The sequence below is a fragment of the Sphingobium sp. FG125 genome, assembly GCF_057809795.1.
In genome coordinates, this window is the sequence record NZ_JBMDKQ010000002.1 from 254,612 (window position 1) to 269,678 (window position 15,067).

General features: G+C 57.7%; 13 protein-coding genes and 4 pseudogenes. 13 read left to right on the top strand and 4 right to left on the bottom strand.

All coding sequences use genetic code 11. The features are described from left to right. Window positions 1-322: 322 nt before the first annotated feature. Window positions 323-1,111, top strand: coding sequence for an SDR family NAD(P)-dependent oxidoreductase (locus tag ACODSR_RS02865; RefSeq protein ID WP_489073566.1), 789 nt, complete (start codon window positions 323-325; stop codon window positions 1,109-1,111). A gap of 101 nt (window positions 1,112-1,212) precedes the next feature. On the opposite strand, the gene ACODSR_RS02870 is transcribed toward ACODSR_RS02865, so the two are convergent. Further along, the gene (locus ACODSR_RS02870) at window positions 1,213-1,692 is read right to left on the bottom strand and encodes a MaoC/PaaZ C-terminal domain-containing protein (RefSeq protein WP_489073568.1); all 480 of its coding nucleotides are present in this window, start codon (window positions 1,690-1,692) and stop codon (window positions 1,213-1,215) included. A gap of 362 nt (window positions 1,693-2,054) precedes the next feature. Here ACODSR_RS02870 and ACODSR_RS02875 point away from each other — a divergent pair, with 362 nt between their 5' ends. Next, the gene (locus ACODSR_RS02875) at window positions 2,055-2,357 is read left to right on the top strand and encodes a DUF1330 domain-containing protein (RefSeq protein WP_489073570.1); all 303 of its coding nucleotides are present in this window, start codon (window positions 2,055-2,057) and stop codon (window positions 2,355-2,357) included. Between the two features lie 211 nt (window positions 2,358-2,568). Here ACODSR_RS02875 and ACODSR_RS02880 read toward each other — a convergent pair whose 3' ends face one another. After that, window positions 2,569-2,772 (bottom strand): hypothetical protein, encoded by a 204-nt coding sequence (locus ACODSR_RS02880; protein WP_489073668.1) that lies wholly within the window; start codon window positions 2,770-2,772, stop codon window positions 2,569-2,571. Between ACODSR_RS02880 and ACODSR_RS02885 the strand changes: the two are divergent. Continuing rightward, a pseudogene (locus ACODSR_RS02885) lies at window positions 2,711-3,110 on the top strand (IS5 family transposase); the annotation flags it as partial. The gene ACODSR_RS02880 and the pseudogene ACODSR_RS02885 overlap by 62 nt on opposite strands. 176 nt (window positions 3,111-3,286) lie before the next feature. On the opposite strand, the gene ACODSR_RS02890 reads toward ACODSR_RS02885, so the two are convergent. Then, window positions 3,287-4,288 (bottom strand): quinone oxidoreductase family protein, encoded by a 1,002-nt coding sequence (locus tag ACODSR_RS02890; RefSeq protein WP_489073572.1) that lies wholly within the window; start codon window positions 4,286-4,288, stop codon window positions 3,287-3,289. Window positions 4,289-4,624: 336 nt separating this feature from the next. On the opposite strand from ACODSR_RS02890, the gene ACODSR_RS02895 reads away from it, so the two are divergent. From ACODSR_RS02895 to ACODSR_RS02920, 6 genes and pseudogenes are all read left to right on the top strand, one after another. After that, window positions 4,625-5,767 carry an NADH:flavin oxidoreductase gene (locus ACODSR_RS02895; RefSeq protein WP_489073574.1) on the top strand — a complete coding sequence of 381 codons (1,143 nt, stop codon included), beginning with the start codon at window positions 4,625-4,627 and terminating at the stop codon, window positions 5,765-5,767. Between the two features lie 72 nt (window positions 5,768-5,839). Continuing rightward, the gene (locus ACODSR_RS02900; protein ID WP_489073576.1) at window positions 5,840-6,592 is read left to right on the top strand and encodes an SDR family NAD(P)-dependent oxidoreductase; all 753 of its coding nucleotides are present in this window, start codon (window positions 5,840-5,842) and stop codon (window positions 6,590-6,592) included. Next, window positions 6,592-7,842, top strand: coding sequence for a CaiB/BaiF CoA transferase family protein (locus ACODSR_RS02905; RefSeq protein ID WP_489073578.1), 1,251 nt, complete (start codon window positions 6,592-6,594; stop codon window positions 7,840-7,842). The genes ACODSR_RS02900 and ACODSR_RS02905 overlap by 1 nt, the downstream gene beginning before the upstream one ends. A gap of 49 nt (window positions 7,843-7,891) precedes the next feature. Beyond that, a complete protein-coding gene (locus tag ACODSR_RS02910) occupies window positions 7,892-8,776 on the top strand; it encodes an enoyl-CoA hydratase (RefSeq protein ID WP_489073580.1) in 885 nt (294 codons plus the stop codon). Window positions 8,777-8,848: 72 nt separating this feature from the next. Beyond that, entirely contained in the window at window positions 8,849-9,634 is a 786-nt protein-coding gene (locus tag ACODSR_RS02915) for an enoyl-CoA hydratase/isomerase family protein (RefSeq protein WP_489073582.1), read from the top strand. Window positions 9,635-9,650: 16 nt separating this feature from the next. Further along, a pseudogene (locus ACODSR_RS02920) lies at window positions 9,651-9,806 on the top strand (integrase core domain-containing protein); the annotation flags it as partial. Between the two features lie 210 nt (window positions 9,807-10,016). On the opposite strand, the gene ACODSR_RS02925 reads toward ACODSR_RS02920, so the two are convergent. Next, complete coding sequence (locus ACODSR_RS02925) at window positions 10,017-11,174, bottom strand: acyl-CoA dehydrogenase family protein (protein WP_489073584.1); 1,158 nt, start codon at window positions 11,172-11,174, stop codon at window positions 10,017-10,019. Between the two features lie 263 nt (window positions 11,175-11,437). On the opposite strand from ACODSR_RS02925, the pseudogene ACODSR_RS02930 reads away from it, so the two are divergent. From ACODSR_RS02930 to ACODSR_RS02945, 4 genes and pseudogenes are all read left to right on the top strand, one after another. Continuing rightward, window positions 11,438-11,979 (top strand): annotated as a pseudogene (locus tag ACODSR_RS02930) (IS5 family transposase); the annotation flags it as partial. Then, a pseudogene (locus tag ACODSR_RS02935) lies at window positions 11,976-12,191 on the top strand (transposase); the annotation flags it as partial. The pseudogenes ACODSR_RS02930 and ACODSR_RS02935, both read left to right, overlap by 4 nt. Window positions 12,192-12,672: 481 nt before the next feature. Beyond that, window positions 12,673-13,896, top strand: a complete 1,224-nt coding sequence (locus tag ACODSR_RS02940) for a TonB-dependent receptor plug domain-containing protein (protein WP_489073586.1) — start codon at window positions 12,673-12,675, stop codon at window positions 13,894-13,896. Continuing rightward, window positions 13,833-15,056 carry a TonB-dependent receptor gene (locus ACODSR_RS02945; RefSeq protein WP_489073588.1) on the top strand — a complete coding sequence of 408 codons (1,224 nt, stop codon included), beginning with the start codon at window positions 13,833-13,835 and terminating at the stop codon, window positions 15,054-15,056. The genes ACODSR_RS02940 and ACODSR_RS02945 overlap by 64 nt, the downstream gene beginning before the upstream one ends. Window positions 15,057-15,067 lie beyond the last annotated feature (11 nt).

Below are 15,067 nucleotides of genomic sequence, written 5' to 3' on the forward strand. Positions count from 1 at the left end.
ATACACTCTGTGGGAGGCCAGGTGGGGGTGTGGGCCGGTGCGGATGCGCCGGAGGCGCATTTCGAGACAAACTCTTAGTCTCCAGCGGCAATGCATGCAGACCGACAGCGCTCCGAGATTTCAATCGCACAGTCACTTGTCTAAAACTACGCGACAATCGGCAAATCGGATCCGTCCGTGGTACTCGATGTCACAGATTTGGCATTGTCGGCATCTCGCGACGGCGATCGATTGTCGAACATGACAGACGATATGCTTTGTTAGTTTTAATGCTGTTTCCTGACTGAAAACAGAGCGGGAACCGAATGTTGGAGATAAGATAATGCGTCTAGAGGGCAAGGTAGCGATCATTCTCGGCGCGTCCGCCGAAGCGGGAACAGGCTGGGCAATCGCCAAGCGTTTTGCCAAGGAAGGTGCCAAGGTCGTAGTCGGTGCCCGACGTGAAGATCTGTTGCTGAAGCTTGCCGATGAGACAGGCGGCGTGGCGCAGAAATGCGACGTTTCCAAGGAAGAGGATGTGCAAGCGATCGTGCAGCGCGCCCTGAAGGAATATGGCCGGATCGACATCTGCGTCAACGCCGCAGCGCTTCCGTACGGCGGCACGATCGCCAACACGCCGGATGCGGCCATGGTTTCTGCGATGGAAGTGAATTACTTCGGCAGCGTCTACGTCGTGCGCAATGTCGCGGCAGCCATGAAAAACGGGGGATCCATCGTCCTGTTTTCCTCCATGGCGGTGACCCACACAATGGAGTGGGTCTATCCCTATGCCTGTTCGAAAGCAGCGGTCGATTGCCTGGTGCGTTATGCCGCACTGGAATATGGCCCGCGCGGTATCAAGGTGAACTCGATCCTGCCGGGAGCGATCCGGTCCGAAATGGCTGCACCGCTCTATCAGGTAAGTGGCATGGAAGAAGCGTATCTGCGGGAAATCCCGCTGGGCCGCATCGGCGAACCCGATGATTTTGCGGAAGCTGCATTGTGGCTGTGTGGCGAAAGCTTTGTCACGGGCCTGAATTTGCAGGTCAGCGGTGGAAATCAACTCACCCGCTTCCCGACGACCGCGGAGCGCCCCGCCATCGACGGAACTGATCCGACCAGCGGGGCATAAACCTTACGGCATCGACTGGCGCCCGGCTGGATGGACCCGCCGGGCACCAGTCCAGTACATCTATATAGATTTCGTTCTGCGGTAACGCCGTCTTCGGGCTATCATCGCAAGAAGATGCCGGTGATGACAAACTCGGTCACCGGCTCGCGCCCGTCTCTCATTGCGATCACGCGCATCACCGCTATGCCCCGTTCCGGTTTGGTTTTCGACGATCTGACCGTTACAAATTCCAGATCGACCAGAAGCTCCTCCGGCGGAAAGACTGGCGTAATCCACCGAAGCGCCTCTACTCCCCCCCCCGCCAAGCCATGCAGGCCGAGTTTTTGAGTAAACTCGGAAACGAGCATCTGCATCATCACGGCCGTATGCCAGCCACTCGCGGACAGCCGATTGAAAACAGGGTTGGCCGCCCCTCCTTCATCGTTCAGGTGAAAGGGCTGCGGATCATATCGCGATGCAAAATCGATCGCGGCGTCCCTGGTCATCAGGATCGATCCGATACTGAACCGTTGCCCCGCGTGGAGATCGTCGAATGAAGCCGCCGGAATGTCGGGCGTTAAGCGCAGCACCAAATCAGTCATAACCTCATGTTGAAACATCTTAGGTCTGGCCGGCAGTCTCACCGTCGAATGAATCTGCCTGCTCGACAGGCCTTCTGCCTACGGGATTCGCTATTTATCATGTTCTTCGCGGCCACAATAGCCGCAGTCGAACGTGCGCACTTCCGTGCAGCCATGAAAGCGCCGTAGATCATCCAGGAACAATCAGCGTCTCTGCCTTGTGTGTATTAAAGACGGCGAGGGCATCCGAACGAGACCGCACGGATGGGGTTCGAACGTGCTGCGTGCCAGTGATGGATGCATTCGGATTGCCAAGCGGGCGGATCACCCGCTGTTCCAGGTGCCCGTGCGTACAATGGATTTCTGAAGAGGGAATGATGCATATGACTACACCAGGCTATTTTCTCGCTCTCATGGACATAAACGAGGCCGAAGGCTTTCAGAAATATGGTGAAGCCGGCTACGCGAGCATGGAAGGTTTCCAGATCGAGGTGCTCGTTATTGATGACGCACCGACTTTGCTCGAAGGTCAGGCTGTTGGGCAGCACATCGTGCTGCTGAAGTTCGAGAGCAAGGCCAAGCTTCAGGAATGGTATGAGTCCGAGGGCTACAATGTCGCCAAACCCTTTCGCCAGCAGTCCTGCACGACGCACGCGATTCTGGCTCTCGAAGGATTTACTGGCTGATGATGAGCGGCCCCAGGATTTCGTCGGTCTCTGGCGTTACCGAGGCCCTACATCGGAAGGACGTCCGCCCGGTGCCAGAATATAGCGGGGACAGCCTTGTAATTTAGCCACGATCCAACGGCGTGAATGACCGAAAAGGCCCTCGTCGGGGGAGGTTTGATCCCCTTCCCGCCGAGGGCGATCTTCTACGTTACATGCTTAAAATGCATATCTAGGCTCCAAACCCAATCAGCATCTTGAAAATCTGGGCGCACATTGATTCAGGGAGGCTGCGCTGAAGCAGGAGGCCCTTTGAGATGTCGCGTTCGTTGTTCTGGTTGTCGGATAAAGCTTGGGCGGCGATCGAGCCGCACTTGCAGAAGATCCAGCCCGGAGCGCGGCGCGTCGATGACCGGCGGGTGATCTCAGGCATCATCCACATGCTCAAATGCGGTGGCCGCTGGGCGGATTGCCCTTCGGAATATGGCCCTTCGACGACGGTCTATAATCGATGGAACAGGTGGAGCCGCCGAGGCATCTGGACGCGCATCCTAACAGCACTGACAGAGGAAGGCTGGATCGCGGAAACGGGTCAGATCGATAGCAGCTATATCAAGGCTCCCCGCTCTGCTGGTGGCGCAAAAAAGGGGGGGGCGGGCCAATGCCATTGGCATCTCGCGTCGCGGCAGGACAACGAAAATCCACGCTCTTGTCGATGTCCTCGGACGGCACCTCCGCCTCGTCCTGACGCCCGGCAACACCTCGGATGTCAGGGCGATCCACATCATCCCTTCGAAATACTGTCGGTTATCCTACGCGGACCGGCAGCTGCGACCATGCTCAGGAGGTAACAGCGGGCCGATGAGTGCCCATTCCGCATCCGACAACCCGATCCGCTCGCCCAACGCTACCTCCAAAAGTCAGCGTCGAATAAACCAGCGAACCTAATGTCAACCTTTGTCCACGAAACCGAGAACGACTGCGCCGAATGGACGCTCTTCCTTGAGGTAACGCAAGCCTTCTGCCGCATTCTCAAACGGAAAACTCTTGTCGAAAATCGGGGCTATCACACCCTTTTGGATCAATCCTTCGACATATGACCAAGCTTCCTGCCACTCTTCTGGCGAATTGGTGTACGCACCATATCCTTGCACGCTTCCACGAACCAGAATCAGATCCGCAAGCGTGATCGTCGATTGCCGCCCTGCCGAGAAGCCGAGCGAAATGACACGCCCGTATCGCGCCAATGCCTGCAGGGCATCGGCCAGAACCTGTCCGCCCAGCGAATCGATGACGATGTCAACGCCAGCGCCGTTCGTCAGTCGCCGCACACCGTCGGAAATTGCTTCCTGAGACAGATCGATGACATTGTCGAAGCCCTTCTCAGCCGCCTTTTGAGCCTTGTCCGTCGATCCGGCAGTGGAAATGACCAGATTGGCACCCATCGCTTTCGCAAGCTGATACGCCGCATTGCCGACCGACCCGCCAATTCCTGTCGCCAGCACCGTCTTGCCTTGAGCCATGCCCGCCTCCTTCAAGGCAAAATAGGCGGTAGGATAGGCGACGACGGCCTGCGCCGCAGCCCCGTCGGACAGCGCGTCAGGGGTTGCGGCCAAATGGCTCGCATCGACTGCGACGTATTCAGCCCAGCTTCCGTCTCGCATGAAGCCGTAGGGGAATGCGCCAAACATCACGCGCTGCCCGACCGCGAATGACGAAGACCCTGGATCTTCGACAACGCCGGCCCCTTGGTTCCCAGGGGTCAGCGGGAACGCGGCTGGGGGAAACGTCGCTTCATTCTCTCCCCGTATAATAGCCCCGTCCAGCGGGACAATCCCTGCTGCCGTGATCCGAACCAACACATCACTGCCGCTGCAAACCGGCTTTGCACGCTCAACTATCCTCAAGCTTTGTCCACCATCCGCAGCATCAATAAGCCAGGCGCGCATCATAATCCTCTATTCCCATCATATGCGTTGGCGACAAGGGAGACTATATCCCTGATCCACGCGATATTTAGTCAGCTTGCGGCACGCATGCCAGCACCTGAGATGATGCGGACCAGAACTCATGCAGTTGCCGACAAGGCAAGACTATTGCGATGTTTGGAATCCGCGCACCAACGCGATTGAGCGTGTTCAGTTTGAATTTGCTGTAAGTCTCATCTGAATTGAACCTACAGGCACGCCGGGAGATTTGTGTTGCACCGGCAAACGGCGCGCATGTAGCGACTCCCGAGTTCCGACGGCATCACGTGCCCGTCCGGTCGTGAACAAAGGACGTGGATTTTGACGAACAGGCTATTCGACCCGCTGACCATCCGTGGCGTGACCCTTCCCAATCGGATCGCCATGTCGCCGATGACCAGAGGCTTCAGTCCGAACGGCGTGCCCGGCGCGAACGTGGCGGAATATTACGCGCGCCGCGCCGCAGGTGGTGTCGGCCTGATCATCACGGAAGCGGTCGGCGTGGATCATCCCGCTGCGCTGGGGGATGCTGGTCTGGGTGAAGACCATATCCCCGTCCTGCATGGCGAAGCCGCGCTGGACGGCTGGAAGGCGGTCGTCGATGGTGTTCATGCACATGGTGCAAAGATCATCCCGCAACTCTGGCACCAAGGTGCCATGCGGCTGCCCGGCACTGGCCCGTTCCCCGATGTGCCGGTGATGACGCCATCTGGCATATGGGGGCCGCTCGGAAGGATGACATCGATCCTGGCGAGCAAGATTCCGTCAGATCCCAAGGTCGGCGCACCGATGACCGAGGATGACATCGAAGCGGTACTCGACGCCTTCGTCCGCTGCGCCGCCAATGCTGTCGCGATCGGTTTCGACGGCATCGCCATCCATGGCGGCCACGGCTATCTCATCGACAATTTCCTGTGGGAAGAAACCAATCTGCGTGACGATCGCTGGGGTGGTGATCGCACCCGCCGCAGCGCCTTCCCCAAAGAACTGGTCCGCCGCATCCGCGCGGCGATTGGACCGGATCTGCCGATTTTCTTCAGGTTTTCGGACTGGAAACAACAGGACTTCCGCGCGCGCCTGGCCCAAAACCCCGAAGAACTGGCCGAAGTGCTTTGCCCTCTGGCAGAAGCCGGCGTCGACGTGTTCGATGCGAGCGTGCGTTATTTCGACAAAGCAGCCTACCCCGACTCCCAGATGAACCTGGCGGGATGGGCAAAGAAGGTGACCGGCAAGATGTCGATGGCAGTCGGGGGCATTGGCGTGAACAAGGGGATGTTTGACGGCGACAAAGGCGTTGCGACAACGGACAATATCGGCCTGCTTGTGGCGCGTTTCGAACGTGGAGAATTTGACTTGGTCGCCGCCGGGCGGGTACTCATCGGTGATCCAAGATGGCCACAGCGCCTGTCTCGACAAGAGCAACCCGACCCATTCGATCCCGCCACTCTTGATCGTCTTTATTGAGCGCCGGGTTTCGGAGCCCGACGGTGGTCTGCTGGAACGACTGTGGCAGGCCAAGGAGTTTTTATGGTTGAAATGGTAAAGCAGGAACTTGCGGGACGCGTCGCGCTGGTCACCGGCGCAAGCCGCGGGATCGGTGCTGCTATCGCGGCGGCGCTGTCTGATGCAGGCGCGGATATCGCGATCATCGACAAGTCGGATGCCAGCGACGTCGTTGATGCGATCGTCGCGAAAGGGCGGCGTGCGCGCTTCTATATGGCCTCGGTCGATGACTTCGACAGCATGCCTGCGATCATTGAGCGGATCGTCAATGACCTTGGACCAATCAGCATATTGGTAAACAACGCCGGTATCTCCAGTCGCGGCAACCCGGTTCTGCATACCGACGCCGCTGAAGTGGAATTGCTGTTACGCATCCACGCCATGGCTCCTCATCGCCTGTCACAGCTTGTCATTCCGAGCATGCGCACCTGTTCGCGCGGCGACATCATCATGATATCGAGTGCCGCGACGAAGACCCAGCGCCCGAATACCGCGCCATACACGATGGCCAAGGCGGCGGCGGAAGCGCTGGCGGTGGTGATGGCGAAGGAGGTTCACAAATACGGCATCCATGTGAACATCGTCGCGCCCGGCCTGACCGATACGCGCATGGGGCAGAATCTCAGCAAGGCATGGGGTGTGGAAGACATTAGCGAACTGAATGCAACTTCGCCGTTCGGGCGGGTCAGCAGTCCCGAAGACGTTGCCGACGCGGTGATGTTCCTCGTCTCGGATGCGGCCAGCTATGTAAACGGGCAGCGCATCTATCTGGATGGGGGTGCGTGATGTCCTCTGCGGCTACACCATCGGCTTTGCCTCTAGCCGGCATAAAGGTCCTCGATCTTTCACGGGTTCTCGCCGGTCCATGGTGCACACAGATCCTTGCTGATTTCGGTGCCGATGTCGTCAAAATCGAAACGCAGGTCAGCGGAGACGATACCAGGACATGGGGTCCGCCCTATCTCGAAACCGAAGTCGGCGAAGAAGGCCCAGGTGAGAGCGCCTATTACCTCAGTTGCAACCGAAACAAGCGATCGTTGGCAATCGATCTGGCTTCGCCCGAAGGCGCGGCGCTCGTCCGGCAGCTTGCAAGCGACGCCGATGTCGTGGTCGAAAACTTCAAGGTCGGCGGCCTGCGCAAATACGGTCTCGATTTCGCCGCGCTGATCGAGATCAACCCGCGCCTGGTTTATTGCTCGATCACTGGATTTGGGCAGGATGGGCCATATGCCGCACGGGGTGGCTATGATTTCGTGGCGCAGGCGATGGGCGGCCTGATGAGCATCACCGGCGATGCCGATGGTCCACCGCTGAAAGTCGGCGTCGCCATCACCGACCTGTCGACAGGTATGTATGCGGCTGTATCCATATTGGTCGCGCTGCGACACGCCGAACAGACGGGCAAGGGGCAGCATATCGACTGCTCGCTGCTCGATACGCAAATCGCCATGCTGGCCAATCAGGGCATGACCCATCTGGTGAGCGGAGCTACGCCTGGCCGGATGGGTAACGCGCATCCCACGGTCGTGCCATACCGTGCCTTTCAGGTTGCCGACGGCCATTTTGTCGTCGCAGCGGGCAACAACGCGCAATATCGATCCTTGTGCGAAGCCGTGGGCAGACCCGATCTTGGGATCGATCCGCGTTTTGCAACGAATAGCGATCGCGTGCTGAACCGCTCGGTTCTCGAACCTTTGCTGCAGGAAGCGATGAACACGATAACGGTGGCGGAGCTTACGACCTCGCTTGATCGGGCAGGCGTGCCGTGTGGGCCTGTAAACACAATCAAGGACGTGTTTGCCGATCCCTTTGTCGACGAACACAGCCTGGTCCGTCATTTTGCCAGCGAAGACAGCGTCAGTATCCCGACCGTGGCTTATCCGGGAAGGCTATCGGAAACCCCTGCCCAATATCGACGTCGCCCTCCGCGACTTGGTGAGCACAGTGCCGAAGTGCTGTCAGAGTGGCTTGGCCTCACGGATGAGGCAGTGGATGCTCTGCAGACCAGCAAGCTGATCGGTCGTAAAACATTTTGATCCAGCGAAAGCTGGTGAATTCGCATCATATTGTTGAAAGGCGCGCGACATGACCAATCCGGCGGACGAGACTCAGGAAAGCGTCGAAGACTATATTCTCTACGATGTTCGCGACAGCGTCGCATGGATCAGCCTGAACCGACCACGCTACCATAATTCGCAGAACTTCCGCTTGCTGGACAAGCTCGATGCCGCGTTCCGCCGTGCCGTCGACGACGATGGCGTAAAGGTCATAGTGCTCAAGGGCGAAGGCAAGAACTTCTCCGCCGGCCATGACATCGGTACGCCCGCCCGCGACAAGCATATGGAGCGTACCCGCGCCGACTTGTGGTACGATCACTCGAACAAGGAAGGTCCGGAACTCCAGTGGGTTCTCGAGCAGGACGCCTATCTGGGTCTTTGCCGCCGCTGGCAGGCCATTCCCAAGCCGATGATCGCCATGGTCCAAGGCGCCTGCATTTCTGGCGGCCTGATGCTGGCCTGGGTGTGCGATCTGATCGTCGCATCCGAGGATGCGTATTTCCAGGATCCCGTGATGTTCATGGGTGTCCCAGGCGTGGAATATTTCGCTCACGCCTATGAGCTGCCGTCGCGTGTCGCACGCGAATTTCTGCTTTTGGGACGCCGGATGCCAGCCCAGCGGGCCTATAGCTTCGGAATGGTGAATGAAGTCGTCCCGCGCGACAAACTCGAACACACCGTCACGGAAATAGCCGCCGATCTGGCCAAGAAGCCTCGCTTTGGAATGGCATTGGCAAAACAGGCGTTCAACATGATCGAGGACCTTCGCGGCAAGCGGACCGCGATGGATGGGGTATTCCACATGCATCAACTCGCTCATGCGCAAAACGTGCTCACATCGGGCAGCGTCATCGGCGGCCTCGACGGGCGAGCGATGGCCGCAGCCAGTCGCGAAAACGCAAAAGATAAATAGGCCGGAAGTTCGCGCGACGACCAATCCAACCTTTGCTTGAAGTTCTACGCGGTGCCACATTGGAGGCCTTAGATGCCATCAGAATTTTCCTGCCTCACAGTGAACGTCGAGGATTCCGTGGCGCATATCCGGCTCATCAAGCCAGATGCGCATAACCGGTTCGACGATGCATTACATTCGGAATTTCCCCGCGCACTCGCCCAGGTCGCTCAGGATCAGCAACCCGCGGCGCTGGTAATCTCGTCAGAGGGCAAGTCGTTCTCAGCAGGTGGAGATCTCGATGCCGTACTTGTGGCAAATCGCTCGCTTGAAGTTCGAGAGCGGCTCCGGCGCGAGGCACTAAGCATCGTCAACGAAATCGTAAACATGCCCATTCCGGTGATAACGGCCGTTCAAGGTGCCGCAATCGGCCTGGGTGCGTCAGTTGTCACTTGTAGCGATATCATCGTGGCATGGAAGGACGCGAAGATTGCCGATCCACACGTAAAACTGGGCCTTGTGGCGGGTGATGGCGGCGTACTTGGCTGGTCGCAAGGCATGGGCGTGATGCGCGCGAAGCGGTATCTTTTGACAGGCGACACCATCACCGCTGCCGAGGCCCATGCGATGGGCCTGGTCAGCGATATCGTTGAAAGCCCAGAGGATGCCCTGCCCGCTGCCATGGCGCTGGCGAGACAGATCGCAGCGCTGCCACGTGGTGGCGTTCGCGGAACAAAGCGCGCGTTCGCGCGCATCACGCGCGACCTTTACGGCGCTGCTTTTGAATTGTCGCTGGCCTATGAAATGGAAACGCTCGCCGGTGAAGAGGTGCGCGAAACAATCGAAAGACTCGCGGGCGCAAAGCACAAAACAGCTTAGAATGACTCAGCTGTAAGAAACCGGATCGCAGCTACGTGCTGGCGTTGCGCGGCGGATTGCCTATTACAACACGCAGCGACCGCACTCAGGGTTGGCAGGGCGACCCCCCGCAGAGGCCTTCGGGCGGATCGATGCTTCAGATGATGGGGGCATGTCCCCCATGATCTGGTGACCAGAGTGGCGGCATGAACGATAACTGGGATTAGCTTAACTCAGCCGCTGCACTGTCCAAGAAGGCGGGACCACCTCAAACAGCCTGAACCAAATCGGACGCGGCCACCCGGTTTACAGTCTGCTAACGGCACCCCGAATCTGCCGTGCCGACCACCTCGTGCCGCAAGAGCCGTTCCGGGCGGCCCAACCGACCCATAATGAGCGCTAATCAGCGCAAGCCCAACCCGCGCGCGACCATACCGCGCAGAATCTCGCGCGTTCCCCCACGCAGCGAATAGGACGGGCTGACCTGTGCCACAAATGCGAGTGTGCGAAGGAGCTCCGGCTCCGCAGGTATTTCCGGATTTTCAGCCAGCGCTTGGCTGACTACGACAGGGATTTCCTGTTCAAGCTCAGTTCCGATATCTTTGATCAGCGCCGCTTCGGTCACCGGCATCTCGCCCGCGACAAGGCGCGCGGTGATAGAAATCGACATTTGGCGAAGCACGGCCATATAGCCCATGAAGCGGCCAACGCGCGCCGCATTCGCTGCATCGGCCGGCAGTTGCTGGAGATGTTTAATCCAGCGATCGAGCAGCACGATACTCGAGTAAATCCGTTCCGGCCCGCTGCGTTCGAACGCCAACTCTGCATTCACTTGCGCCCAACCGTCTCCTTCTGTCCCTATTAGCGCATCCTTCGCTAGCTTCACGTCGGTGAAGAACACTTCGTTGAAGTGAGATTCTCCCGCAATATCTACGATTGGCCGCACTTCAATGCCTGGCAGGCTTAGATCAATTATGAACTGTGACAGCCCTTTCTGCCGGTCTTCAAGTCCGCCGGACGTGCGAAGCAGCGCAATCATGTAGTGGGATTTATGGGCGTAAGTGGTCCAGATTTTCGATCCGTTTAGCAGAAAGCCGTCATCATGCGGTACCGCCCTCGTTCGAACGCTGGCGAGGTCCGATCCTGCGCTCGGCTCACTCATTCCGATGCAGAAGAATATCTCGCCGCGGCACATGCGGGGTAAGTAGTGCTGGCGCTGCTCCTCCGTCCCGTAATGAAGCAGGAGCGGACCGGACTGTCGGTCACCAATCCAATGCGCGGCAACCGGAGCGCCTGCCGCCAGCAATTCCTCAACCAGCACATAGCGCGAAAAGGCGTCGCGGCCGCCGCCCCCATATCGCTCTGGCAAAGTAATGCCGACCCATCCTTGCGCGGCTAGCGCCCTGCTGAAACTAGCATCAAAGCCAGACCAGCTGCGCGCCCGAACATCTGCGGGGCGGTCTCCAAGATGCTCGGCTACAAATGCCTTTATCTGAGAGCGCAGACGCTCTGCCTCTTCAGGTATCCGCGCAGGAGAAAATCTGTCGAGAAGGCTTATCATATGAATCTCACCATATGTCCCTTCTAGATCGAGTCACCTGCAGCTGCCGCCAACCTGGGAAGAAATGCTACCAGTCTACAGAAGCAAATGGCGCGGTGAGCTATAACCCCATTGTCAGCCTGCCAGATCTGGCTGCCTGACCCGAACCCGATTCTGCCGTGGATCGACGGTGCCTACACCACCCCGTGGGACACAACCGGTTAGCTTGACGGCTATGCCTGTCTTTGATTCAAGGGGTTTTGCGAAACTGCCAAGTATCGACGATGTGGACCGATACCACTTGCGAGCTTCATGCGCGACGCGGGCTGATTTCACCAAGCAATTTGACGGATGCCGAGTGGTCGGTGCTCGAACCGTTGTTGCCACCGGCATCGCCCGTGGGACGCTTCCGCAAGTGGCCTATGCGGCGAATTATCGAAGCGATATTATGCCTACTGCGTGGCGGCTTGCCATGGCCGATATTGCCCCCATGCTTTCCGCCGGTCTCGACGATGCGGCGCTGGTTTTACCTCTGGCGCGACAACGGCCTGTGCCTGAAGATGAACCACATTATGCTTATGGCGTCGCGCGAGATGGCTGGCCGCAAGGCCTCGCGATCGGCGGGAGTGATCGACAGCCAGAGCGTCAAGACCACGGAAAGCGACGGGCCTTGTGACTATGACGTCGGCAAGAACGTCAAGGACCGCAAACGCCATATCTTGACGGCACCGAAGGAGATCTGGTGTATGCTATCATCCACACGGCTAACATTCAGGACCGGGACGGTACGCTGATGGTGCTGCGCGATATCATACGGCGATTACCGTGCCCGCAGATACCTCGCTCAAAGCGCTTTCTGCCGCAGTCAAGGCCCGGTGGATTTGTGAGCAAGCCCACCAGCAGCTCAAAGAGGAACTCGGCCTCGACCATTTCGAAGGGCGATCCTGGACAGGGCTGCACCGACATTGCTTGATAACAGTGATCGCCTACACCTTCCTCCAGTCCCGCCGCCTCCAAGCTGCGGGACGGAAAAAAAGAGTCTCAGGACCGACGCCGCAACCGAACATGCCAGCAACTAGGCAGGCAATCCTTGACTTCTTCGCACGACCGCCCCCCTCCCCCCCGCTACGATGCCCGCACTGCAAAAAACTCCTCGCACGTTCCGTCGAACCCAAAGTACCAAAGTAATGCTAGTCAATTGTCCCCACTTGCAAAAGCTTGTGTATCCAAATGCATGCAACACTCACGGTTTTGCAAGCCAAGCCTAGCATTCATCAGACCCACAACAAGCTATTCCGTGAATTTATCGTTATGAAGTCAGGGGTTTATGCGCAACCTGAGGTCCTTTGCATAGCGATTGACCGGTTTGCCTACCCTAGCATCCTGCAGCACATGCTCGCGGCTATCACTAGACGCGGATCGTCCATCTGCTTGTAAGTTTAAGGCAGACGTTTTAACAAGTGCTGATCGTTACAGCGTGGGTCCAAATAACCGCGAAGGCGATGCCAGGGAGGATGCGATGAAACTGCGGAATAGTAAGTTGTTTTTTGCTACGGTCACAAGCTTTTGGGGGCTATCGTGTTCGAATCCAGGCCTCGCTCAGACCACGAACGATGCTTCCCCACAGACGAGTGCGCTTAATCGAGGTGGGGCCGAAGGAGACATAATAGTTACCGCCAGAAAGCGAGAGGAAACGTCGCTCGAGGCACCGGTCGTCTTAAGTGCGATCGGAGCGCAAGAAATGGAGCGGCGAGGCATCAACGGCCTGGATGCCATCGCCCGCGCGGTCCCCCAATTGCTGAGTGGTGAGGGCGGCGGCACCATCCAGGGCGGCATAATCGCTCTTCGTGGCATCAGCAGCTCTGAACCCAACCCTTTTGCTGACCAGGCAGTGTCCTTCAATGTCGACGGCGTGCAAGTTGCGCGGGCAGCGGTTCGCCGCCTTGCAACGATGGATCTGGCGCAAGTCGAGGTCCTCAAAGGTCCTCAGGCCTTGTTTTTCCGGAAAAACAGTCCCGGCGGAATCATCTCGATGCGCAGCGCCGATCCCACGTCGAGCCTGAAAGGCAAGCTCAGCCTTGGTTGCGAAGCGAACGCTCACGAATGGCGTGGTGAAGGCTTTATATCAGGCCCGCTGACAGACACTTTGGGTGTTCGTGTAGCCGGCTACTATTCAACCATGCGCGGATGGGTCGAGAATACCGTTCCGGATGGCGCATTTTTGAAGCCAGACCGCGGCTACGGCCCTTACAATAGGGAATATGCTGGACGGATAACCTTTAAGTGGGAACCAAGCGACCGCTTCAACGCACGTTTCAAGCTTAGCCACAATAAGTCTCGCGGTGATGACGCGGCGGCGAATGTCCAATATGTCGATTGTCCCCTTGGATCACCATTTGGCGGCGGGATCGACGACTGTAAGCCTAATGATAAAGTCTCGGTCGGCGAAATCGGCCAGAATTTTGGCCTGGTCGAGCCGGAATTTGGCGATGGTTCCACCCGAAGCAGATCGATGCAGACGCTTGCGTCGCTCGAGTTCAACTATGATTTGACCGACGAAATATCTCTCGCCTCGGTCAGTGGATATTATAAAAATAGCTTCTGGAATCGCAGCAACTATACGTCCAGCTACATTCCTGCCGGCCCTCCCCCCGTGCTTGCCAGCTCAACCGCTATCGGGTGCGAGATCTGTCGCAGGAAATTAGACTATCCAGCTCTTTTGATGGACCACTTAATTTCCTGACGGGTCTTCACTATAGCGAAGGCTATGCCGAAACCGGATCAGTGACCTACAGAAACGCGCTCGCGCCCGCCTACAATAATAAGTACTTCCTTCGCCAAGAAGGTAAGGCATGGTCTGTTTTCGGACAGGGGATGTGGGACATCACCCCCGAGTTCAGCCTTTCGGCGGGCGGTCGATATTCGCATGAGGAAAAGGAACTTGTCGATGTCAGGCAGGGGCAACCGCAGCCAGTGCCGATCCCGACAGCAGTGACCAAGAGGAAGTTTAATAACTTCTCTCCCGAAGTCACTTTATCCTACATGCCCACACGCGACCTCAATGTCTTTGCCTCCTACAAGCGGGGCTTCCTGTCGGGTGGCTTCAATTCTGGCGCTGGCAGCTTCCGTGAAGACCAAAGCTTCGCAGAGGAGAAAATCAAGGGCTTGGAAGCAGGCCTCAAGGCATCTCTGCTGGATGGTGCGCTGCGTACGAACTTCGCTCTCTACCGCTATAAGGTCCAAGGCCTTCAGGTGACGATCGGTGTCCTATCGCCGGTCAATAACATCACGTTCCAAACAGTCCGTAATGCTGCAAGCGTTACGACGAAGGGCGCTGAATTCGATTTCAACTATCGCGCACCCGTCGAAGGGCTGACGGTTCGCGGCGCGCTGGCGTACAACGATGCGAAAATTGGTGATTATCTGTCACCCTGTTTTGTCGGTCAAACGCCTGCTCTTGGTTGCACGAGCAATGTCAACGCAGCAGGCGCTGCCCAGTCTCAGCAGCTTGCAGGCCAGACACTCTTCCGCGCGCCAAAGTGGAGCGGATCTACTGGATTGGACTATGAATTTCCAATTGCCGGAGGTCTAAAGATTGCTCTATCCGGCGACATGACTTTTACGTCTAAATACTTCACATCTTCCGACAATGCACCCAAAAGTGTTCAGGGAAGCTACCAATTATTTGATGCGAGCCTCAGGCTGTCGGATGAAAATGACAGGTGGGAGCTTGCACTTCTTGGAAGGAACCTCACCGATGAATATTATTTCGTGAGAAGCAATACGAATATTTTCACAGGTGGAGGCACAGGCACCGCGGGAGGCTTCATTGGCGATACCGTTGCCTCAGTCAGCCGAGGTCGCGAAATTATGGCTCGTGTGACATTCCGCTTCGGCGGCTGACGCTCAGTCCA

What these genes read in the sequence shown, in the direction of transcription:
- ACODSR_RS02865 (WP_489073566.1), top strand. Translation starts at nt 323, where the DNA reads ATGCGTCTAGAGGGCAAGGTAGCGATCATTCTCGGCGCGTCCGCCGAA.
- ACODSR_RS02870 (WP_489073568.1), bottom strand. Translation starts at nt 1,692, where the DNA reads ATGACTGATTTGGTGCTGCGCTTAACGCCCGACATTCCGGCGGCTTCA.
- ACODSR_RS02875 (WP_489073570.1), top strand. Translation starts at nt 2,055, where the DNA reads ATGACTACACCAGGCTATTTTCTCGCTCTCATGGACATAAACGAGGCC.
- ACODSR_RS02880 (WP_489073668.1), bottom strand. Translation starts at nt 2,772, where the DNA reads ATGATGCCTGAGATCACCCGCCGGTCATCGACGCGCCGCGCTCCGGGC.
- ACODSR_RS02890 (WP_489073572.1), bottom strand. Translation starts at nt 4,288, where the DNA reads ATGATGCGCGCCTGGCTTATTGATGCTGCGGATGGTGGACAAAGCTTG.
- ACODSR_RS02900 (WP_489073576.1), top strand. Translation starts at nt 5,840, where the DNA reads ATGGTAAAGCAGGAACTTGCGGGACGCGTCGCGCTGGTCACCGGCGCA.
- ACODSR_RS02905 (WP_489073578.1), top strand. Translation starts at nt 6,592, where the DNA reads ATGTCCTCTGCGGCTACACCATCGGCTTTGCCTCTAGCCGGCATAAAG.
- ACODSR_RS02910 (WP_489073580.1), top strand. Translation starts at nt 7,892, where the DNA reads ATGACCAATCCGGCGGACGAGACTCAGGAAAGCGTCGAAGACTATATT.
- ACODSR_RS02915 (WP_489073582.1), top strand. Translation starts at nt 8,849, where the DNA reads ATGCCATCAGAATTTTCCTGCCTCACAGTGAACGTCGAGGATTCCGTG.
- ACODSR_RS02925 (WP_489073584.1), bottom strand. Translation starts at nt 11,174, where the DNA reads ATGATAAGCCTTCTCGACAGATTTTCTCCTGCGCGGATACCTGAAGAG.
- ACODSR_RS02940 (WP_489073586.1), top strand. Translation starts at nt 12,673, where the DNA reads ATGAAACTGCGGAATAGTAAGTTGTTTTTTGCTACGGTCACAAGCTTT.